General features: G+C 68.7%; 15 protein-coding genes. 11 read left to right on the top strand and 4 right to left on the bottom strand.

What is annotated here, in order from left to right; translation table 11 throughout:
• The first annotated feature begins 10 nt into the window (after positions 1 to 10).
• Entirely contained in the window at positions 11 to 715 is a 705-nt protein-coding gene (locus QSK35_RS11895; RefSeq protein ID WP_285745229.1) for an alpha/beta fold hydrolase, read from the top strand.
• On the opposite strand, the gene QSK35_RS11900 is transcribed toward QSK35_RS11895, so the two are convergent.
• Complete coding sequence (locus QSK35_RS11900; protein ID WP_285745231.1) at positions 675 to 1,772, bottom strand: coiled-coil domain-containing protein; 1,098 nt, start codon at positions 1,770 to 1,772, stop codon at positions 675 to 677. The two genes, QSK35_RS11895 and QSK35_RS11900, sit on opposite strands and share 41 nt — an antisense overlap.
• 35 nt (positions 1,773 to 1,807) lie before the next feature.
• Positions 1,808 to 3,121 carry a crotonyl-CoA carboxylase/reductase gene (gene ccrA / locus QSK35_RS11905; RefSeq protein WP_285745233.1) on the bottom strand — a complete coding sequence of 438 codons (1,314 nt, stop codon included), beginning with the start codon at positions 3,119 to 3,121 and terminating at the stop codon, positions 1,808 to 1,810.
• A gap of 157 nt (positions 3,122 to 3,278) precedes the next feature.
• Here ccrA and QSK35_RS11910 point away from each other — a divergent pair, with 157 nt between their 5' ends.
• Positions 3,279 to 3,644, top strand: a complete 366-nt coding sequence (locus QSK35_RS11910) for an SPW repeat protein (protein WP_285745235.1) — start codon at positions 3,279 to 3,281, stop codon at positions 3,642 to 3,644.
• Positions 3,645 to 4,256: a TetR/AcrR family transcriptional regulator gene (locus QSK35_RS11915; RefSeq protein ID WP_285745236.1), complete on the top strand. Its 612-nt coding sequence runs from the start codon at positions 3,645 to 3,647 to the stop codon at positions 4,254 to 4,256.
• A gap of 678 nt (positions 4,257 to 4,934) precedes the next feature.
• Here the strand turns inward: QSK35_RS11915 and mce are convergent.
• Complete coding sequence (gene mce / locus QSK35_RS11920; RefSeq protein ID WP_285745237.1) at positions 4,935 to 5,369, bottom strand: methylmalonyl-CoA epimerase; 435 nt, start codon at positions 5,367 to 5,369, stop codon at positions 4,935 to 4,937.
• 127 nt (positions 5,370 to 5,496) lie between these two features.
• Between mce and QSK35_RS11925 the strand changes: the two genes are divergently transcribed.
• The 6 genes from QSK35_RS11925 (at position 5,497) to QSK35_RS11950 (ending at position 10,939) form a co-directional block, all read left to right on the top strand.
• The gene (locus QSK35_RS11925) at positions 5,497 to 6,684 is read left to right on the top strand and encodes an acetyl-CoA C-acetyltransferase (protein WP_285745238.1); all 1,188 of its coding nucleotides are present in this window, start codon (positions 5,497 to 5,499) and stop codon (positions 6,682 to 6,684) included.
• Positions 6,685 to 6,714: 30 nt separating this feature from the next.
• Positions 6,715 to 7,665, top strand: a complete 951-nt coding sequence (gene meaB / locus QSK35_RS11930) for a methylmalonyl Co-A mutase-associated GTPase MeaB (protein ID WP_285745239.1) — start codon at positions 6,715 to 6,717, stop codon at positions 7,663 to 7,665.
• Positions 7,662 to 8,246 (top strand): hypothetical protein, encoded by a 585-nt coding sequence (locus QSK35_RS11935; protein WP_285745241.1) that lies wholly within the window; start codon positions 7,662 to 7,664, stop codon positions 8,244 to 8,246. Before meaB ends, QSK35_RS11935 begins: the two co-directional genes overlap by 4 nt.
• 67 nt (positions 8,247 to 8,313) lie before the next feature.
• On the top strand, positions 8,314 to 8,664 hold the full coding sequence (locus QSK35_RS11940; RefSeq protein WP_285745243.1) for a pyridoxamine 5'-phosphate oxidase family protein: 351 nt from the start codon (positions 8,314 to 8,316) through the stop codon (positions 8,662 to 8,664).
• Positions 8,665 to 8,768: 104 nt separating this feature from the next.
• Positions 8,769 to 10,301, top strand: coding sequence for a sensor histidine kinase (locus QSK35_RS11945; RefSeq protein WP_285745244.1), 1,533 nt, complete (start codon positions 8,769 to 8,771; stop codon positions 10,299 to 10,301).
• Positions 10,286 to 10,939: a response regulator gene (locus tag QSK35_RS11950; protein ID WP_285745246.1), complete on the top strand. Its 654-nt coding sequence runs from the start codon at positions 10,286 to 10,288 to the stop codon at positions 10,937 to 10,939. Before QSK35_RS11945 ends, QSK35_RS11950 begins: the two co-directional genes overlap by 16 nt.
• On the opposite strand, the gene QSK35_RS11955 is transcribed toward QSK35_RS11950, so the two are convergent.
• Positions 10,936 to 12,204: a glycosyltransferase family 2 protein gene (locus QSK35_RS11955; protein ID WP_285745248.1), complete on the bottom strand. Its 1,269-nt coding sequence runs from the start codon at positions 12,202 to 12,204 to the stop codon at positions 10,936 to 10,938. The two genes, QSK35_RS11950 and QSK35_RS11955, sit on opposite strands and share 4 nt — an antisense overlap.
• Positions 12,205 to 12,578: 374 nt before the next feature.
• Between QSK35_RS11955 and wecB the strand changes: the two genes are divergently transcribed.
• Both wecB and QSK35_RS11965 read left to right on the top strand, forming a co-directional pair.
• Positions 12,579 to 13,808, top strand: a complete 1,230-nt coding sequence (gene wecB, locus QSK35_RS11960; protein ID WP_285745249.1) for a non-hydrolyzing UDP-N-acetylglucosamine 2-epimerase — start codon at positions 12,579 to 12,581, stop codon at positions 13,806 to 13,808.
• Complete coding sequence (locus QSK35_RS11965) at positions 13,805 to 15,595, top strand: DUF2334 domain-containing protein (protein ID WP_285745252.1); 1,791 nt, start codon at positions 13,805 to 13,807, stop codon at positions 15,593 to 15,595. Before wecB ends, QSK35_RS11965 begins: the two co-directional genes overlap by 4 nt.
• Position 15,596: the final 1 nt, after the last annotated feature.

Genomic DNA, 15,596 nt, shown 5'->3' on the forward strand with positions numbered 1-15,596 from the left:
GGATCTCTCCATGGACCTCGTGCTGCTCCACGCGTTCCCCCTCGACTCCGCGATGTGGCCCGCCGGACTGCGCGCGATCACCCCCGACCAGCGCGGTGGGGACCGCGAACCCGACCTCGAACACGTGGCGCGCGACGTGCTGGCCGAGGTGAACGCGCGCGGGATCGACCGGTTCGTGCTCGGCGGCTGTTCGATGGGTGGCTACGTGGCCATGCAGGTCCTGCGTATCGCGCCCGAACGCGTCGCGGGGCTCGTTCTCGTCGACACGAAGGCCGACGCGGACACCGAGGAAGCCCGCGACAACCGGCTCGCCATGGCGAAGCGGGTGGAGGAGGAAGGCGTCGACTGGGTGCCCGACGCCCTGCTGCCCGCCCTGTTCAGCGACAACGCGCCGGAAGAGGCGGTCAGCAAGGCGCGGCGGATCATCCGGCGGCAGTCACCCGAAGAGGTGACCTGGGCACAGCGGGCCATGGCAAAGCGGCCTGACTCCACCAAGCTGCTCGAACGCACGACGGTTCCCGCGCTGGTCATCGTTGGCGAACACGACGCGCTGACGCCGCCCGCCAAGGCGCGGCAGATGGCGGACCTGCTGCCGAACAGCACGTATCGCGAGATCCCCGGCGCGGGTCACCTCGTGCCGCTGGAGGCACCAGAGGCGTTCGCCGAGGCCTTCGTCAGCTGGCAGGCACGTCAGACTTGGCAGCGTCTGACTTGACGGCCGGCTTCGCGAGCTTGTCGGTCGGGCCGTCCGTGGCCGGTGCGGCCGACTCCTTCTCCGCCTCCAGCGGGTCGAGCAGCGGCACGACCTCCTGCAACGCGCTGCGCACGCCATGCAGCTGGTGCGACAGCCGGTTGCGCAGGTTGCGCAGCTGGTCGACGCGCTGCGTGGCCTGTGTGATCCGGCGGTTGGCCTCCTCGGTGGCCTCACGGACGCGCCGGTTCGCCTCGTCGGTGGCCTCCTGCACGCGCGCGGTCGCCTCGGTGATCGAGTCGTGCCGGCGCTTGTTGGCCTCTTCGGTCGCCTCGCGCACACGGCGTTCGGCCTCGGCCTTCGAGGTGGCCTGCTCCTGCTGAACCGCCGTGCGGATCCGAGTGGCCTCGTCGGTGGCCTCGCGCACCCGCCGTTCGGCCTCGGCCTTCGACGAGGCCTCCTGCGAGGCGAGCGTGGCCATGGCCTCGTTGCGCCGCGCGGCCATCGCGATCTCGAAGTCCTCCTCGACGGTGACGCGCCGCTGCTCCGCCTCGTCGGCGATCTTGCGGGCGGCCGCCTCGGCCTCGCTGGTGATCTTCTCCGCCTCGGCGCGCGCCGTCTCCAGCACGCCCTTGTGCTCGGCCTCCATGGCGGTGCGGCGCTCGTCCAGCTCGGCGATCAGCTTCTCGTATCGCTGCCGCAGAACGCCCGCGTCCGCCTCGGCCTTCGCACGGATGTGACCGGCCTCGGCTTCGGCCCTGGCCTTGATCTCGTTCGCCTCGTCCTGCGCCAGGCGCAACATCCGCTGCAGGCGCTCGGAGAGCCCTTCCAGGGTGGTCGGCGGCAACGAGAGCCGCTCGACCTGGCCGCGCAGTTCGGACATCTCCGAACGCGCGGCCTCCAGCTGCCTGGCGAGGTCGTTCGTCTGGGACACCGCGGCATCGCGATCCGCGGCGAGCAGCCGCAGGTCCGAGTCGAGGCGCTCTAGATGATCCTCGACCTGGGCGCGGTCGTAACCGCGCTTGACGATGTCGAAGCCGGATCCCAGTGGGACGAGGTCACGGTCGTCGGCGAGGCCCATGCCCTCAAACTACCCGCTTCCGGGTGAACGTTGCCTCACACACCCCGGAAACGGTTGATAGCAGGCAGATGCTTCTCGCGCAGCTCGTGATCCAGCACACCCAGACCCTCCTGCGGCGCAAGGGTGAGCACGCCCACCTTGCCCTGGTGCGCGTTGCGGTGCACGTCGTGCGCGGCCTGCCCCGTCTGGTCCATTGAGTACACCTTGGACACTGTGGGGTGGATCTTTCCCTTGGCGATCAAGCGGTTCGCCTCCCACGCCTCGCGGTAGTTCGCGAAGTGGGAGCTGATGATGCTCTTCAGGTTCATCCACAGGTAGCGGTTGTCGTACTGGTGCATGTACCCCGAAGTCGAGGCGCACGTGACGATCTTGCCGCCCTTGCGCGCGACGTAGACGCTGGCACCGAACGTCTCCCGGCCGGGGTGCTCGAACACGATGTCCGGGTCCTCGCCGCCGGTCAGCTCGCGGATCTTGGCGCCGAACCGCTTCCACTCCTTGGGGTCCTGCTCGTGCTCGTCCTTCCAGAACCGGTAGCCCTCGGCCGAGCGGTCGATGATCAGCTCCGCGCCCATGGACCGGACGATCTCCGCCTTCTCGGGCGAGGAGACCACGCACACCGGCGTGGCACCGCCGTTGAGCGCGAACTGCGTGGCGTACGAGCCGAGGCCGCCGGACGCGCCCCAGATCAGGACGGTGTCGCCCTGCTTCATGTTGGCGCCGTTGGTGGAGACGAGCTGGCGGTAGGCGGTGGAGTTCACCAGGCCCGGCGACGCCGCCTCCTCCCACGTGAGGTGCTTCGGCATCGGCATCAGCTGGTTGGCCTTGACCAGCGCGACCTCGGCGAGGCCGCCGAAGTTCGTCTCGAAGCCCCAGATCCGCTGCTGCGGGTCGAGCATCGTGTCGTTGTGGCCGTCCGGAGCCTCCAGCGGCACGTCCAGACAGTGCGCGACGACGCGGTCGCCGGCCTTCCACGCGGTGACGCCCGGACCGGTGCGCAGCACGACGCCCGCGAGGTCGGAGCCGACCACGTGGTACGGCAGGTCGTGCTTGCCGCCGAGGCGCTTGAGGAAGCTGAACGTCGAGAGCGGCTCGAAGATCGAGGTCCACACGGTGTTGTAGTTGATGGCGCTGGCCATCACCGCGACGAGCGCCTCGCCGGGCCCGAGTTCGGGCGTGGGGATCTCGTCGACGTGGAGCGACTTGCGCGGATCCTTGTCCCTGGTCTCGAGGCCATGGAACATCTCCGCCTCGTCCTTGTGCACCGTCACACCGCGGTAGCTCTCGGGGACGTCCAGGTGGGCGATCGCGTCCAGTTCGTCCGCGAGAATCGCGTCAAGGATCTTCTGCACGGCATTCCTTCCCGAGGAGGGGATTGTCGCAGGTTGCCGGATGTTACCGACCAGTAAACGATCCAGAGCCCACCTTGTGAGGGATTCCACTTCTTGACCGGGCGGCCAACCAAGCGCACCATCGAATTGTCCGAATCACAGGACGGAGGTACGGATCATGACCAAGGCGTGGACCAGGTGGCAGGACTGGGTCGAGGTGGGCCTCGGCGTGCTGGTGCTGCTCGCCCCGTTGGTGGTCGACACCTCGAACGCCGCCATGTGGACGATGATCGTGCTCGGCGCGCTGATCGCCATTGACGGCCTGTTGTCGCTGGCCATGCCGGCGATGGTCTACGGGGAGTACGTACAGATGGTGCTAGGTGCCGCTCTGTTCATCTCGCCGTGGGTGATGGGCTTCTCCGACATGATGGCCGCCTCGTGGGCGTGCTGGATCGGTGGCGTCCTCACCGTCGCCGCGGGAGCACTGGCGATGCCCGCCGCGAACGCCGCCCACTCCTCCGGGCTGGCGGCCGGTTCGCACTGAATGAAATCGTGGGCCCACTTCGAGTGGGCCCACACCTGGTGGAGGAACGCGGTGGACGATTCGGCGCGTGAACGCATCCTCGCGGCCGCCGAGGAACTCTTCGCCGAATCCGGTTTCGACGCCACGCCGACGTCCCGCATCGCCGAACGTGCTGGGGTGCCCAAGGGGTTGGTGCACTACTACTTCCGGCGCAAGGCTGACCTGTTGGCCGCTCTCGTTTTGCGGCTGCCCGATGGGACTGTTGACCAGAAGCGCGTCGTCGTCGTTGGGGATATCGCGGAGAGTCTGCGTCGTCTCGTCGCTGCTTTGGATGCGCGACTGAACGCCTCGCCCTTGTTGTCGCACCTGTTGTGGCGCGAGGCCGATACGCACAGCGCTGTGCGGGATGCGTTGCATGAGCGGTATCGGGCTGTCGCCACGCAGATTCGGAACGTCATCCTCGCTGCTGGTGGGGCTGCGGTGGCGGCCAAGGATGTTGACAGTGCTGCCGCTTTGGTGGCTTTGGCGGTCAGTTATCGGCATTCGGTGGCGCGGCTGGCTGTGGAGGACGACCGGATGGATCAGGAGCTGACTTTCGTGGCGGAGGCGCTTAGGCAGCCTGAGGCGGAGTGACGCGGGACTTGCCTAGGGCGGGATTGTCGGACCCTGGCGATACGGTCGGCTGGGGGTGTGTCGGCGCGCCGTGGTCGTGAGCTGCCCCCGTATCCAAGCTAGCGAGGGGGACCGACAGTTCCGGGATCGGCGACCGAGCCCGAAGGTGGGCACACAGGGGACCGGCAGCTAAGCGAGCGACCACGTACGGGACCGGCACGAAAGCTGGCGACCACGCACGGGACCGGCACGAAAGCTGGCGACCACGCACGGGACCGGCACGAAAGCTGGCGACCACGCGCGGGACCGGCAGCCAACGAAGCGACCACGCACCAAGAGTGGGGCGCGTCTGGTGACCCACTACGAAAGCGATTGGGGCTTGACTTGGGGTGCGGCGTGGTAGCCCTTGTCGGGCCGGCAGATCTTGCATCTGCCGGCGGAGCCGGCCCACCACGCCGCGAGGGGCCCCAAGTCAAGCCCCAATCGCACGCGCGAAGCGCGTCCCGGAAGACGCAGCGCCCCACGACACCGGCAGCCAACAAAAGGCGACCACCCACGCAACCGGCAGCCAAACAAGCAACCACGCACGCAACCGGCAGCCAAACGAGCAACCACGGAACCGCCAGCCAACAAAGGCGACTACGCACGGGACAGGCAGCCGAGCGACCACGCACCGGCACCAGCCGGCGGACGCCGGGATCAGTGATCCGCGGCCGGCTCCACCAGTTCGATCAACACGCCGCCCGCATCCTTGGGATGCACGAAGTTGACGCGGCTGTTGGAAGTCCCGCGCTTGGCCGAGTCGTACAGCAACCGAAGACCACGCGAACGAAGAGCCGCAGCAGCGGCGTCCACATCGGACACCCGGTAGGCGAGCTGCTGCAACCCAGGCCCAGACCGCCCAATGAACTTCGCGATAGTGGACTCCTCGGACAACGGAGCCAGCAGCTGAATCATGGTCTCACCGGAACCGGCCCGGAGCATGGCCTCCCGAACGCCCTGCTCCTCGTTGGTCTCCGTGTGCGCGACCGAGAGCCCGAAGTTGTCGACGTAGAACGCCACGGCGGCGTCGAGATCCGGCACGGCGATGCCGACGTGGTCGATCGCGGTCACGAAGGGCTGGAGAGCGTCCATGCCGGCGAAGACTAGTTCCCTGATCGGTGCAGGTGCTCCTGTGCGGGGTCTCACAGCATTACCGTCAAGTAACCGCGGGTATCGTGCAGGGTTAACGACCGTTCGCACCCCATAGCTGGAGGCCGCTGTGTCCGGTTCCGTCATCGTCGCCGGGGCTCGTACCCCCATGGGCAGGCTCCTCGGCTCGCTCAAGGACTTCTCCGGCGCCCAGCTCGGTGGCGTCGCGATCAAGGCGGCGCTCGAACGGGCGGGCGTGCAGCCCGAGCAGGTTCAGTACGTGATCATGGGCCAGGTGCTCACCGCGGGCGCGGGGCAGATTCCTGCGAGGCAGGCCGCGGTGAACGCGGGTATTCCGATGAGCGTGCCCGCGCTGACCATCAACAAGGTGTGTCTGTCCGGCATCGACGCCATCGCGCTCGCCGACCAGCTCATCCGGGCGGGTGAATTCGACATCATCGTGGCCGGTGGCCAGGAGTCGATGACCCAGGCGCCGCACCTGCTGCCGAAGTCGCGCAGCGGGTTCAAGTACGGCGACGTCACGCTGACCGACCACATGGCCTACGACGGCCTGTTCTGCGCGTTCGACCAGGTCGCGATGGGTTCGTCGACCGAGAAGTACAACACCCGGTACGGCCTCACGCGTGAGGAGCAGGACGCGTTCTCCGCGCGTAGCCACCAGCTCGCAGCCAAGGCCGCCGAGAACGGCGTCTTCGACGAGGAGATCGCGCCCGTCGCGATCCCGCAGCGCAAGGGCGACCCGATCCTGTTCAGCACCGACGAGGGCATTCGCGGCGACACGACCGTCGAGACCCTCGCGAAGCTGCGCCCGGCGTTCGCCAGCGACGGCACCATCACGGCCGGGTCGGCCAGCCAGATCTCGGACGGCGCCGCGGCCGTCGTCGTGATGAGCAAGGCCAAGGCCGAGGAGCTGGGCCTCACGTGGATCGCCGAGATCGGTGCGCACGGCGTCGTCGCCGGCCCCGACGCGAGCCTGCACGAGCAGCCGGCCAACGCCATCAAGGCCGCCTGCGCCAAGGAGGGCATCGAGCCGTCCGACCTCGACCTCATCGAGATCAACGAGGCGTTCGCGGCGGTCGGCATTGTTTCGGCTCGGCAGCTGGGTATTGCTGAGGACAAGGTCAACGTCAACGGCGGCGCGATCGCGCTCGGCCACCCGATCGGCATGTCCGGCGCCCGCATCGCGCTGCACCTCGCGCTCGAGCTGAAGCGCCGCGGTGGCGGCATCGGCGCGGCCGCGCTGTGCGGTGGCGGCGGGCAGGGCGACGCGCTCATCGTCCGGGTGCCGAAGGCCTGACCACACGACCGGTGTGGAAAGGTCGGGACGGTGGCACGCACCGTTGACGTAGCAGGACTGGTCGGCCGCGCGCGTGATGGTGAACCGCGCGCGGTCGCCAGGCTGATCTCGCTGGTCGAGGACGGCAGCCCGCAGCTGCCCGAGGTGGCCGCGGCCCTCGCGCCGTTCACCGGGCACGCCAAGGTCGTCGGCATCACGGGTGCGCCCGGTGTCGGCAAGTCGACCTCCACCAGTGCGCTGGTCAGCGAGTTCCGCAGCCAAAACAAACGGGTTGGCGTTCTGGCCGTGGACCCGTCGTCGCCGTTCTCCGGCGGCGCGCTGCTGGGCGACCGGGTGCGCATGCAGGAGCACGCGACGGACCCCGGCGTGTTCATCCGCTCCATGGCCACGCGCGGGCACCTCGGCGGCCTCTCCTGGGCAACGCCTCAGGCACTGCGCGTCCTGGACGCCGCGGGGTGCGACGTCGTGCTGGTCGAGACCGTGGGGGTCGGGCAGTCCGAGGTCGAGGTCGTGTCGCTCGCGGACACCACGCTCGTGCTGCTCGCGCCCGGCATGGGCGACGGCATCCAGGCCGCCAAGGCCGGAATCCTGGAGATCGCGGACGTGTTCGTGGTCAACAAGGCCGACCGTGACGGCGCGGACGTCACTGCCCGCGATCTCAAGTACATGATCTCGCTCGGCCGCCGCGACCGCGAGGGGCCGCTTTGGCGGCCGCCCATCGTGAAGACCGTCGCCGCGCGCGGCGAGGGGGTCGGCGAGGTCGTCGAAGCGATCGAGCGGCACCACGAGTGGATGGCGGAGCACGGCGAGCTCGAGGAGCGACGCATCCGCCGCGCGAGCGCCGAGATCGAGGCCATCGCCGTCGAACGGATGCGCAAGCGGTTCGGGAACACCGACCAGCTCGCGAAGCGTGTCGTGGCCGGAGAACTTGACCCGTTCGGAGCAGCTGAACAGTTGATCAGCAGTAGCCTCGACGAATGACCGTCATCGACATCGGCACCCGTGACACCCGGCGAGTGATCATCGGAGGTGCGGTCTCCGGTGCACTCGGCATCGCCGCGCTCGTGGGCTCCGTGTCGGCGTTCGCGGACGGCGAGCCGGTCGGCGGGATCATCGCGGGCCTGATCGGCGTGGCGCTCACCGGCATCGCGGTGCTCGCGATCGTCAACTGGAAGAAGGTCTCCCGGCCCCGCAAGCTGATCATCGAGGCGCCCGGCGTGCGGTGGGACGACCCGCAGGGCACGCCGTGGGCCGTGGCGTGGCAGGAGCTCGGCGCCGTGTCCGTCTCCCGCACGCAGGAGCGGGTCGTGCAACTCTCGGATGCCTTGACGCGCAAGACGATGGTGCGCCTGGACCTGTTCCCGCGTGATCCACAGCGGTTCCGCGCCACGCACCCGCACATGGAACACATGTGGGAGTTCCACACCGTGCGCAACGGCTACCGGCTGCCGCTCGGCGACGCCGCCAACCTGGTCCCGCTGCTGGACAACTCGCTGCGGCACTTCGCCGGACCACTTTATCGAGGTGTGCAGGACGAGGGCTTCACGGTCGGTCTCGTCTGATCCGGGGGCCGGGTCTGAGGTCTAACGACTCTGTCCATCGCCAGATGAGACGCGCAACGTCGTCTGCATGCCGCTGACCCGCGAGGAGTGCCTCGGACTACTCCGATCGGCGCGTGTGGGTCGCATCGTCTTCACCCAGCACGCGCTGCCCGCGGTGCGTCCGGTGGTGTTCCGAGTGGACGGTGGCGTGCTCGTCGTGCGGCTGCCCGAGGACGTGCCGTCGTTCGCGGCACACGACACGATCGTCGCCTTCGAGGCCGACGACGTCACCCAGGACCTCGCCACCGGGTGGACGGTGACCGTCGTCGGTCACGCGGTCGAACATCCGGAACCGGACCACCCCGGCCGCTGGTTGATGATTCCCGTCGAGATGGTGTCCGGCACGAGAATGCTCGAACACTGTACGCACTCAGAGTAATTTCGAGTGTAACCACTTGCGGTGATGCTCTCCCCTCCGACTACACAGTGGAGTTACCCTCAGTCGTTCGACGTGTCGGCTCCCTCCCCGGAAGGGGTGAAGCTGTGGGCGGTTCGGTGAGCACGGACCAGCGCTTGCTGGACGCCATGCTGTCGCTCGCCAACGATCTCCGCCTGTCGGACGTGCTGCACCACGTCGTCCAGGTCGCCTGCGAGCTCGTCGGGGCGCGCTACGGCGCGATGGCCGTCGCCGGGCCGGACCGGCAGGTGCTCGAGTTCTCCGCGGGCGACGAGGGGATCCACTTCCCGGCCGGGGACCCGCGGTCGATCACCACCGACGACCTGCCCGGCTTCCTCGCCGTTCCGGTCCACGTGCGCGGCGAGGAGTTCGGCAGCCTCTACCTCGCGGGCAAGGCCGAGTTCTCGCAACGGGACGAGGAGATCGTCGCCGCGGTCGCGGCCACGGCCGGCGTCGCGATCGAGAACGCCCGGCTGTTCGAGAAGGCCCGCCAGCGCGAGACGTGGCTGCGCGCCACCACCGAGGTCACCACCGCGATGCTCACCGGCACCAGCGGTCGCGACGCGCTGTGTCTCGTCGCGAACCGGGCCCGCGCGGCGGCCGGTGGCATCGTCGCCACGCTGATGCTGCTGAACGACGACGACGAGCTCGTGCTGGAGGTCGTCGACGGGGGCCGCGGCGTGCTCGCCGAGGGACAGGTCGTGCCGCGCCGGCCGGACAGCCTCACCTACGAGGTCTTCGACAGCGGCGAGGCCCGCCACTCCGCCGAGGCGGGCGCGTGCCTCGTCGAACCACCGGGCGCGGTCGGGCCGGGCGTGCTCGTCCCGCTGTCGGCCGGCGAACGCATGCTCGGCGTGCTGCTGGTGTCGCGGCCGGCGGGCGAGCCCGTGTTCGACGAGACCGACATCGAGCTCGTGGAGTCGTTCGCCGGGCAGGCAGCGCTGGTCATGGAGCTCACGCGCGCGCAGAGCAACGCGCAGCGGCTCGCCGTGCTGGAGGACCGCGACCGGATTGCGCGCGACCTGCACGACCTGGTGATCCAGCGGCTCTTCGGGCTCGGACTCGGCCTGCAGGGCCTGACCGGCTCGGTCGAGCGGCCGACCGCGGCGGAGCGGATCACGAAGTTCGTGGAGGAGGTCGACGCGACGATCCGCGAGATCCGCCGCACGATCTTCTCCCTGCAGGAGCCGCCGTCGCCGAACATCAGTCTGCGCGGGCAGATCATGCGCGCGGTGCAGGAGACGGCCGGGCTGACGGGGTTCGAGCCGGCGCTCTCGCTGCAGGGCCCGCTCGACTCGCTGGTGCCGGACGCCCTGCGGCCCGATCTGCTCGCCACGTTGCGCGAGGCGCTCACGAACGTGGCCCGGCACGCGCTGGCGGAGCGTGTGCAGGTCACCGTCGTCGTCGATCCGTCGGCCGCCCGGCTCGGGCTGGTCGTCCGCGACGACGGTGTCGGCCTGTCCGACGAACCACCCCACCGCAGCGGCGGTCTCGCGAACATGGCCGCGCGTGCCGCGCGCTGGAACGGCAACTGCTCGATCGAGTCCGTTCCGGGAGAAGGCGTGCGGGTTTTCTGGTCCGTTCCGCTCGTGCAGGAGGTGCCATGGCGATCGCGGTGATGCTGGTCGACGATCACGAGATCGTGCGCAGGGGCCTTCAGCAGCTCCTCGCCCAAGCCCCCGACATCGACGTGGTCGGAGAGGCCGACAACGCCACGTCCGCCGTCGCGCTCGCCCCGCAGGTGCGGCCTGACGTCGCGATCATCGACGTCCGGCTGCCCGACGGCGACGGCGTCACGGTGTGCCGGGAGATTCGCTCCATCCTCGAGCCGCCGCCGGCGTGCCTGATGCTCACGTCCTATTCGGACGACGAGGCGCTGTTCGGCGCGATCATGGCGGGCGCGTCCGGGTACATGCTCAAGGAGGTGTCGGGCAACGACCTCGTCGCCGCCGTCCGGACCCTCGCCGACGGCGGCTCACTGCTGCACGCCGGCGTCACATCCACTGTGCTGCAACGACTTCGCGGCGGCCCGGAGGAGGACCCGCGCTACGCCGCGCTCAGCCCGCAGGAACGCCGCATCCTCGACCTGATCGCGGAGGGCATGACCAACCGGCAGATCGCGAACCGGCTGTACCTGGCCGAGAAGACCGTGAAGAACTACGTGTCGTCGTTGCTGCACAAGCTCGGCTTCGACCGGCGGACCGAGGCGGGCGTCTACGCGGCACGGCGCAGACGGACCCATCCCGGTTCGTTCTAAGCGGCCTTGACGACCGGTTCCTCCACCAGACGCTCGGTCTTCGCCCACGCGTTGCGACCGGCGAAGTGCCGGAACAGCGCGCGCAACGTCGAAATCGAGCCCAGCACGAGAAAACCGGGATAGGCGAGCCCGACGAGCAACGCCCGCCACAGCGGCTCGTCACCGTGCTTGAGCCGGTGCACCAGACCCCAGATGACGCCCGGCACGACCAGCGCCCCGAGCCACAACAGCATCGCGAACGCGGCCTCCGGCCCGATCGCGACGAGCCCGAACACGTCGTCCCGCGCGATCTGGCCGTACACGTTCAGGCCCAGCAACGCACAGATCACCAGCGTCATCGGCGCCACCAGCCACGGCGTCAGCAGGTACTGCATGAACTCGATCAGCGCGATCGACGAGATGTGCCTGGCGCGCAACAACTTCGGTACGTATGAGAGGCACTGCAGGTTGCCCTGGCCCCAGCGGGTCCGCTGACGCAGCAACCGGTTCACGTCGATCAGGCCCTGCTGCGTGATCGTCGCCCGCGTCGCGTACCGGATGCGCTGGCCGTCCAGGTGGATCCGCAGGCCCAGTTCCAGATCCTCGACCAGACAGGCGGACCACGGCGCGTCGCCGAGCCGCATCAACGTGCTCAGCCGCACGAACTGCCCGTTGCCGCCCAGCCCGACCGTGCCGACGACGTCGCGCAACGACTGCGACGCGTCCACGACACAGCTGAATTCCAGGTCCTGCAGGAAAGCCAGCATGTGACCGCGGTTGTGGATGCGCACGCGGCACTGCACCGCGCCCACACTGCGTTCCGCGAAGTACTGCGTGATCTCGCTCAGCATGCCGGGTGCGCCACGACCGTCGCCGTCGATCACGCCGATCACCACGCGGTGCACGAGGCCCTCGCGTTCGGCGATCTCGCGGATGTAGCGATACGCGTGGTTGAGCGCCTCGCCCTTGCCCTTGCGCGCGTTCGGCGGCTCGCGCCGGATCACGTGCAGCCGGTGGTCGTCGATCTCCGCGAGCACATGCGGTGTCCGGTCGTCCGATCCGTCGTCGACCACGACGACCTGAACGGGCGTCCGCGCGCCGTCCAGCGCGAGTGCCGACCGGACCGTGTTGGCGACGACTCTTTCCTCGTTCAGAGCCGGAATGATGATCCAGTACTCGAGAGGATGTTTGCTCGCGACATCGCTCTGACCTGGCTTCGGGCGCCACCAGACGAACAGCGCCAGAACAAGGTTGTAACAGGGCCAGAACGCGAGGAGGACGAGCATGAACGTCGCGAATTGTGTGGTCTCAGTCATATTACTGGCCAGTTGGAGAAAGAAATTGCATGGGCAACGAGTTGCGCGCACCGACAGGGACTTGGCGCATTCAAACTCCCGGTAACGAAGCGTGGGGCCTGTGCGAGATACCAGACGGCAAGCTCAGAAGCTGGGGTTCCGGCTGGAGGTTAGGGGCAGGGGACAGGGGCGTCAACTGACCTAATCGAAGGTGCAAGACAACTCGTTACACGCCACTTCGTGAAGCTAATCACCGCAATGGCGGTACCCAGCTTCCGTAGTTGCGAAATGGTATTTACACACCGCTGTTCATTACCTGATACGCACGTACTGCCGCCGCGTGCATAGAGCCAAAGAGGTAGAAGATGGGTCTTAGTGCCCTTGTCCCGGGTCCGCGGGAGATCGGGCCCGGCGAGGAGCCTGAGGTGTTCCTGATCGCGGGCACACGCCCGGAAGCGGTCAAACTGGCACCGGTGGCAGCGGCCATGTTCGCCGGGGGTCGCATGCGTCCCGTGCTGGTGAACAGCGGGCAGCATCCGCAGATGGTGGACCAGGCGCTCGAGTCCTTCGGGTTCAGCGCGGACATCACGATCAAGCTTTCGAGAGTCACGGGTGCCCAGGCCGAGCTGACCAGCCAGTTGCTGGAGGAGCTCGACCGGATCTACACCGAACGCCGCCCCGCCGCGGTGCTGGTCCAGGGCGACACGACCACCACGCTCGCCGGGGCGCTCGCCGCGTTCTGGCAGCAGATTCCGGTCGTGCACCTGGAGGCCGGGCTGCGGTCCTACGACCTCACCTCGCCGTTCCCGGAGGAGGGCAACCGCCGGATGGTGGGGCAGATCGCCTCGCTACACCTCGCGCCGACCCGTGAGTCCGCGGCGAACCTCGCCGAGGAGTCGTTGGCGGGCAACAACGTCCTCACGATCGGCAACACCGTCGTCGACGCCGTGCTCGACGTCGCCGCGCGCCGTGCACCTTATGGCGACACCCGTCTGCAGGAAGTGGAGACGAAAGTCCACAACGGACAGGCGCGCCTGGTGCTGGTGACGACGCACCGGCGAGAATCCTGGGGCGAGCCGCTCGACCGCGTGCTGCACGCCGTGGCAGATCTCGTCGCCGCGAAGCCGGACATCGAGGTCGTGCTGCCCGCGCACCCGAACCCGGCCGTGCGCGAGCAGGTCATGACCGTCCTCGGCGGGCTGGACCGGGTGACGATCACCGAGCCGTTGCCGTACGCGCAGCTCGCGCGGTTGCTGTCGGCGTGCACGCTCGTGCTCTCCGACTCCGGCGGCATTCAGGAGGAGGCGCCGAGTTTCGGTATTCCGGTGCTGGTGCTGCGGGACGTGACCGAGCGGATGGAGGCCGTGCACGCGGGGTGCGCGGTGCTCGTGGGCACCGACCGCGACCGCATCGTGTCGCTCGCCTCCGACCTCCTCGACGACTCCGCCGCCCGCGCGGCCATGACCGCGGACGGCAACCCGTTCGGCGACGGCCTGGCCTCCGTGCGCACCGAGCAGGCGTTCGCGTGGCTGCTCGGCCTGCAGGACCACCGCCCCACCGAGTTCGCACCACTCCAGAAGGTAGACGTCGGATGAAACTCTCCAAGCTGACGCTGGGAGCCGTCGGCACCGTCGCGGCTCTCGTTCTGACGGCGTCGCCCGGCGTGCAGGCGGCACCGATCTCGCTCGGAACCGGCCCGCAGTCCGTCGGTGAGCTCGCGGACCGGCTGCTGCCCGGCCCGCCGAAGCCCGCCACGTCGAAGCCGGCTGCGACGAACGTCGAAAAGCGCAAGGACCAGCCGGGCGTGCTGAGCACCGTGCTGTCGCCGCTGGTCGGCCAGTCCTCGACGGCCGCCGCCGCGGCGTCCAACGGCAAGGCCGCGCCCGGTGCGCCACTGTCCCGCAAGACGCTGGTGCTGTACGACAGCACGGGCTCCTGGGCGTGGCTCGGTGAGGCCTACGCGGTCGTGGCGGCCAACCTCGTGTCGCACGGCAGCGCCTACGTCATGCACCCGGTGAGCAGCTACGCCGCGGGCGAGATGGCGGGCTACACCGGCGTCATCTACATCGGCTCGACCTACGACGAGCCGCTGCCGACGGCGTTCCTCGACGACGTGCTCGCGGGCAGCCGCCCGGTGCTGTGGATGGCGCACAACATCTGGCAGCTCTCGGCGCGTGCGGCGAACTTCACCGCGCAGTACGGCTGGAACTGGTCCGGCTTCGACTTCGGTGAGGCCACCGAGGTGACGTACAAGGGCGTCGCGCTGAACCGCGACGAGCTCACCGTGGCGTCCGGCCTGATGGTCACGCAGATCAGCGACGCCACCAAGGCCGCGCCGCTGGCCGTCGCGAACGGCAGCGCCGCCGGGCCGATCAACTGGGCCACGCGGTCGGGCAACCTCACCTACATCGGCGAGATCCCGTTCAGCTACGTCGGCCACGGCGACCGCTACCTCGCGGCCGCGGACCTGATCAGCGACATCGCCAACCCGGCCGGTCCGGACCGCAAGCGCGCGCTGGTGCGCATCGAGGACGTCGGCCCCGACGCCGACCCGGCCGAGCTGCGTGCGGTCGCGGACTACCTGTACGCGCAGAAGGTTCCGTTCACCGTCGCGGTCTACCCGCAGTTCGAGAACCCGCTCGGCGCCGAGAACGGTGGCGTGCCCGAGTCGTACTCGCTGGCCTCACGGCCGCAGGTGATCACCGCGCTGCGGTACATGCAGAACCGCGGTGGCACGCTGCTGATGCACGGGTACACGCACCAGTTCGGCAAGATCAAGAACCCGTACGACGGCATGTCCGCCAACGACTTCGAGTTCTACCGGGCGCACATCGACCCGAACGACAGCGTGATCTACGACGGCCCGGTCCCCGGTGACTCGGCGGCGTGGATGCAGGGCCGGATCAACTCGTCGCGCACGGGGTTCATGCTCGCCGGCTTCGCCGCGCCGACGATCTTCGAGCCGCCGCACTACGCCGCGTCGGCCGTGGACTACCAGGTGATCCAGAACAACTTCGGCAAGCGCTACGACCGGGGTCTCTACTTCGGCGGGTACTGCCCGAACGGCGCGTGCGGCACCGGAATCCCGCAGTACGACCGGATCTTCGGCCAGTACTTCCCGTACCTGGTGCGCGACATCTACGGCTCGGTGGTGGCGCCCGAAGGTGTCGGCAACGTCGAGCCGGAGCCGTTCAACCACCACCCCGCGCGGCTGCCCGCGGACCTGATCGACACGGCCCGCAGCATGAAGGTCGTGAAGGACGGCGTGGCGAGCTTCTTCTACCACCCGTACCTGGGCACGTCGTACCTGCAGCAGACGGTGTCCGGCATCAAGGCGCTGGGCTACCAGTTCGTTCCCGTCAACACCGTGATGGCAGGCTGAG

Source organism: Lentzea sp. NBRC 105346, assembly GCF_030269605.1.
In the GTDB taxonomy this organism is placed as follows: domain Bacteria; phylum Actinomycetota; class Actinomycetes; order Mycobacteriales; family Pseudonocardiaceae; genus Lentzea.

Excerpts from the sequence above, each read along its gene's own strand:
- QSK35_RS11895 (WP_285745229.1), top strand. The coding sequence starts at position 11 with ATGGACCTCGTGCTGCTCCACGCGTTCCCCCTCGACTCCGCGATGTGG.
- QSK35_RS11900 (WP_285745231.1), bottom strand. The coding sequence starts at position 1,772 with ATGGGCCTCGCCGACGACCGTGACCTCGTCCCACTGGGATCCGGCTTC.
- QSK35_RS11910 (WP_285745235.1), top strand. The coding sequence starts at position 3,279 with ATGACCAAGGCGTGGACCAGGTGGCAGGACTGGGTCGAGGTGGGCCTC.
- QSK35_RS11915 (WP_285745236.1), top strand. The coding sequence starts at position 3,645 with ATGAAATCGTGGGCCCACTTCGAGTGGGCCCACACCTGGTGGAGGAAC.
- mce (WP_285745237.1), bottom strand. The coding sequence starts at position 5,369 with ATGGACGCTCTCCAGCCCTTCGTGACCGCGATCGACCACGTCGGCATC.
- QSK35_RS11935 (WP_285745241.1), top strand. The coding sequence starts at position 7,662 with ATGACCGTCATCGACATCGGCACCCGTGACACCCGGCGAGTGATCATC.
- QSK35_RS11940 (WP_285745243.1), top strand. The coding sequence starts at position 8,314 with ATGCCGCTGACCCGCGAGGAGTGCCTCGGACTACTCCGATCGGCGCGT.
- QSK35_RS11950 (WP_285745246.1), top strand. The coding sequence starts at position 10,286 with ATGGCGATCGCGGTGATGCTGGTCGACGATCACGAGATCGTGCGCAGG.
- QSK35_RS11955 (WP_285745248.1), bottom strand. The coding sequence starts at position 12,204 with ATGCTCGTCCTCCTCGCGTTCTGGCCCTGTTACAACCTTGTTCTGGCG.
- wecB (WP_285745249.1), top strand. The coding sequence starts at position 12,579 with ATGGGTCTTAGTGCCCTTGTCCCGGGTCCGCGGGAGATCGGGCCCGGC.
- QSK35_RS11965 (WP_285745252.1), top strand. The coding sequence starts at position 13,805 with ATGAAACTCTCCAAGCTGACGCTGGGAGCCGTCGGCACCGTCGCGGCT.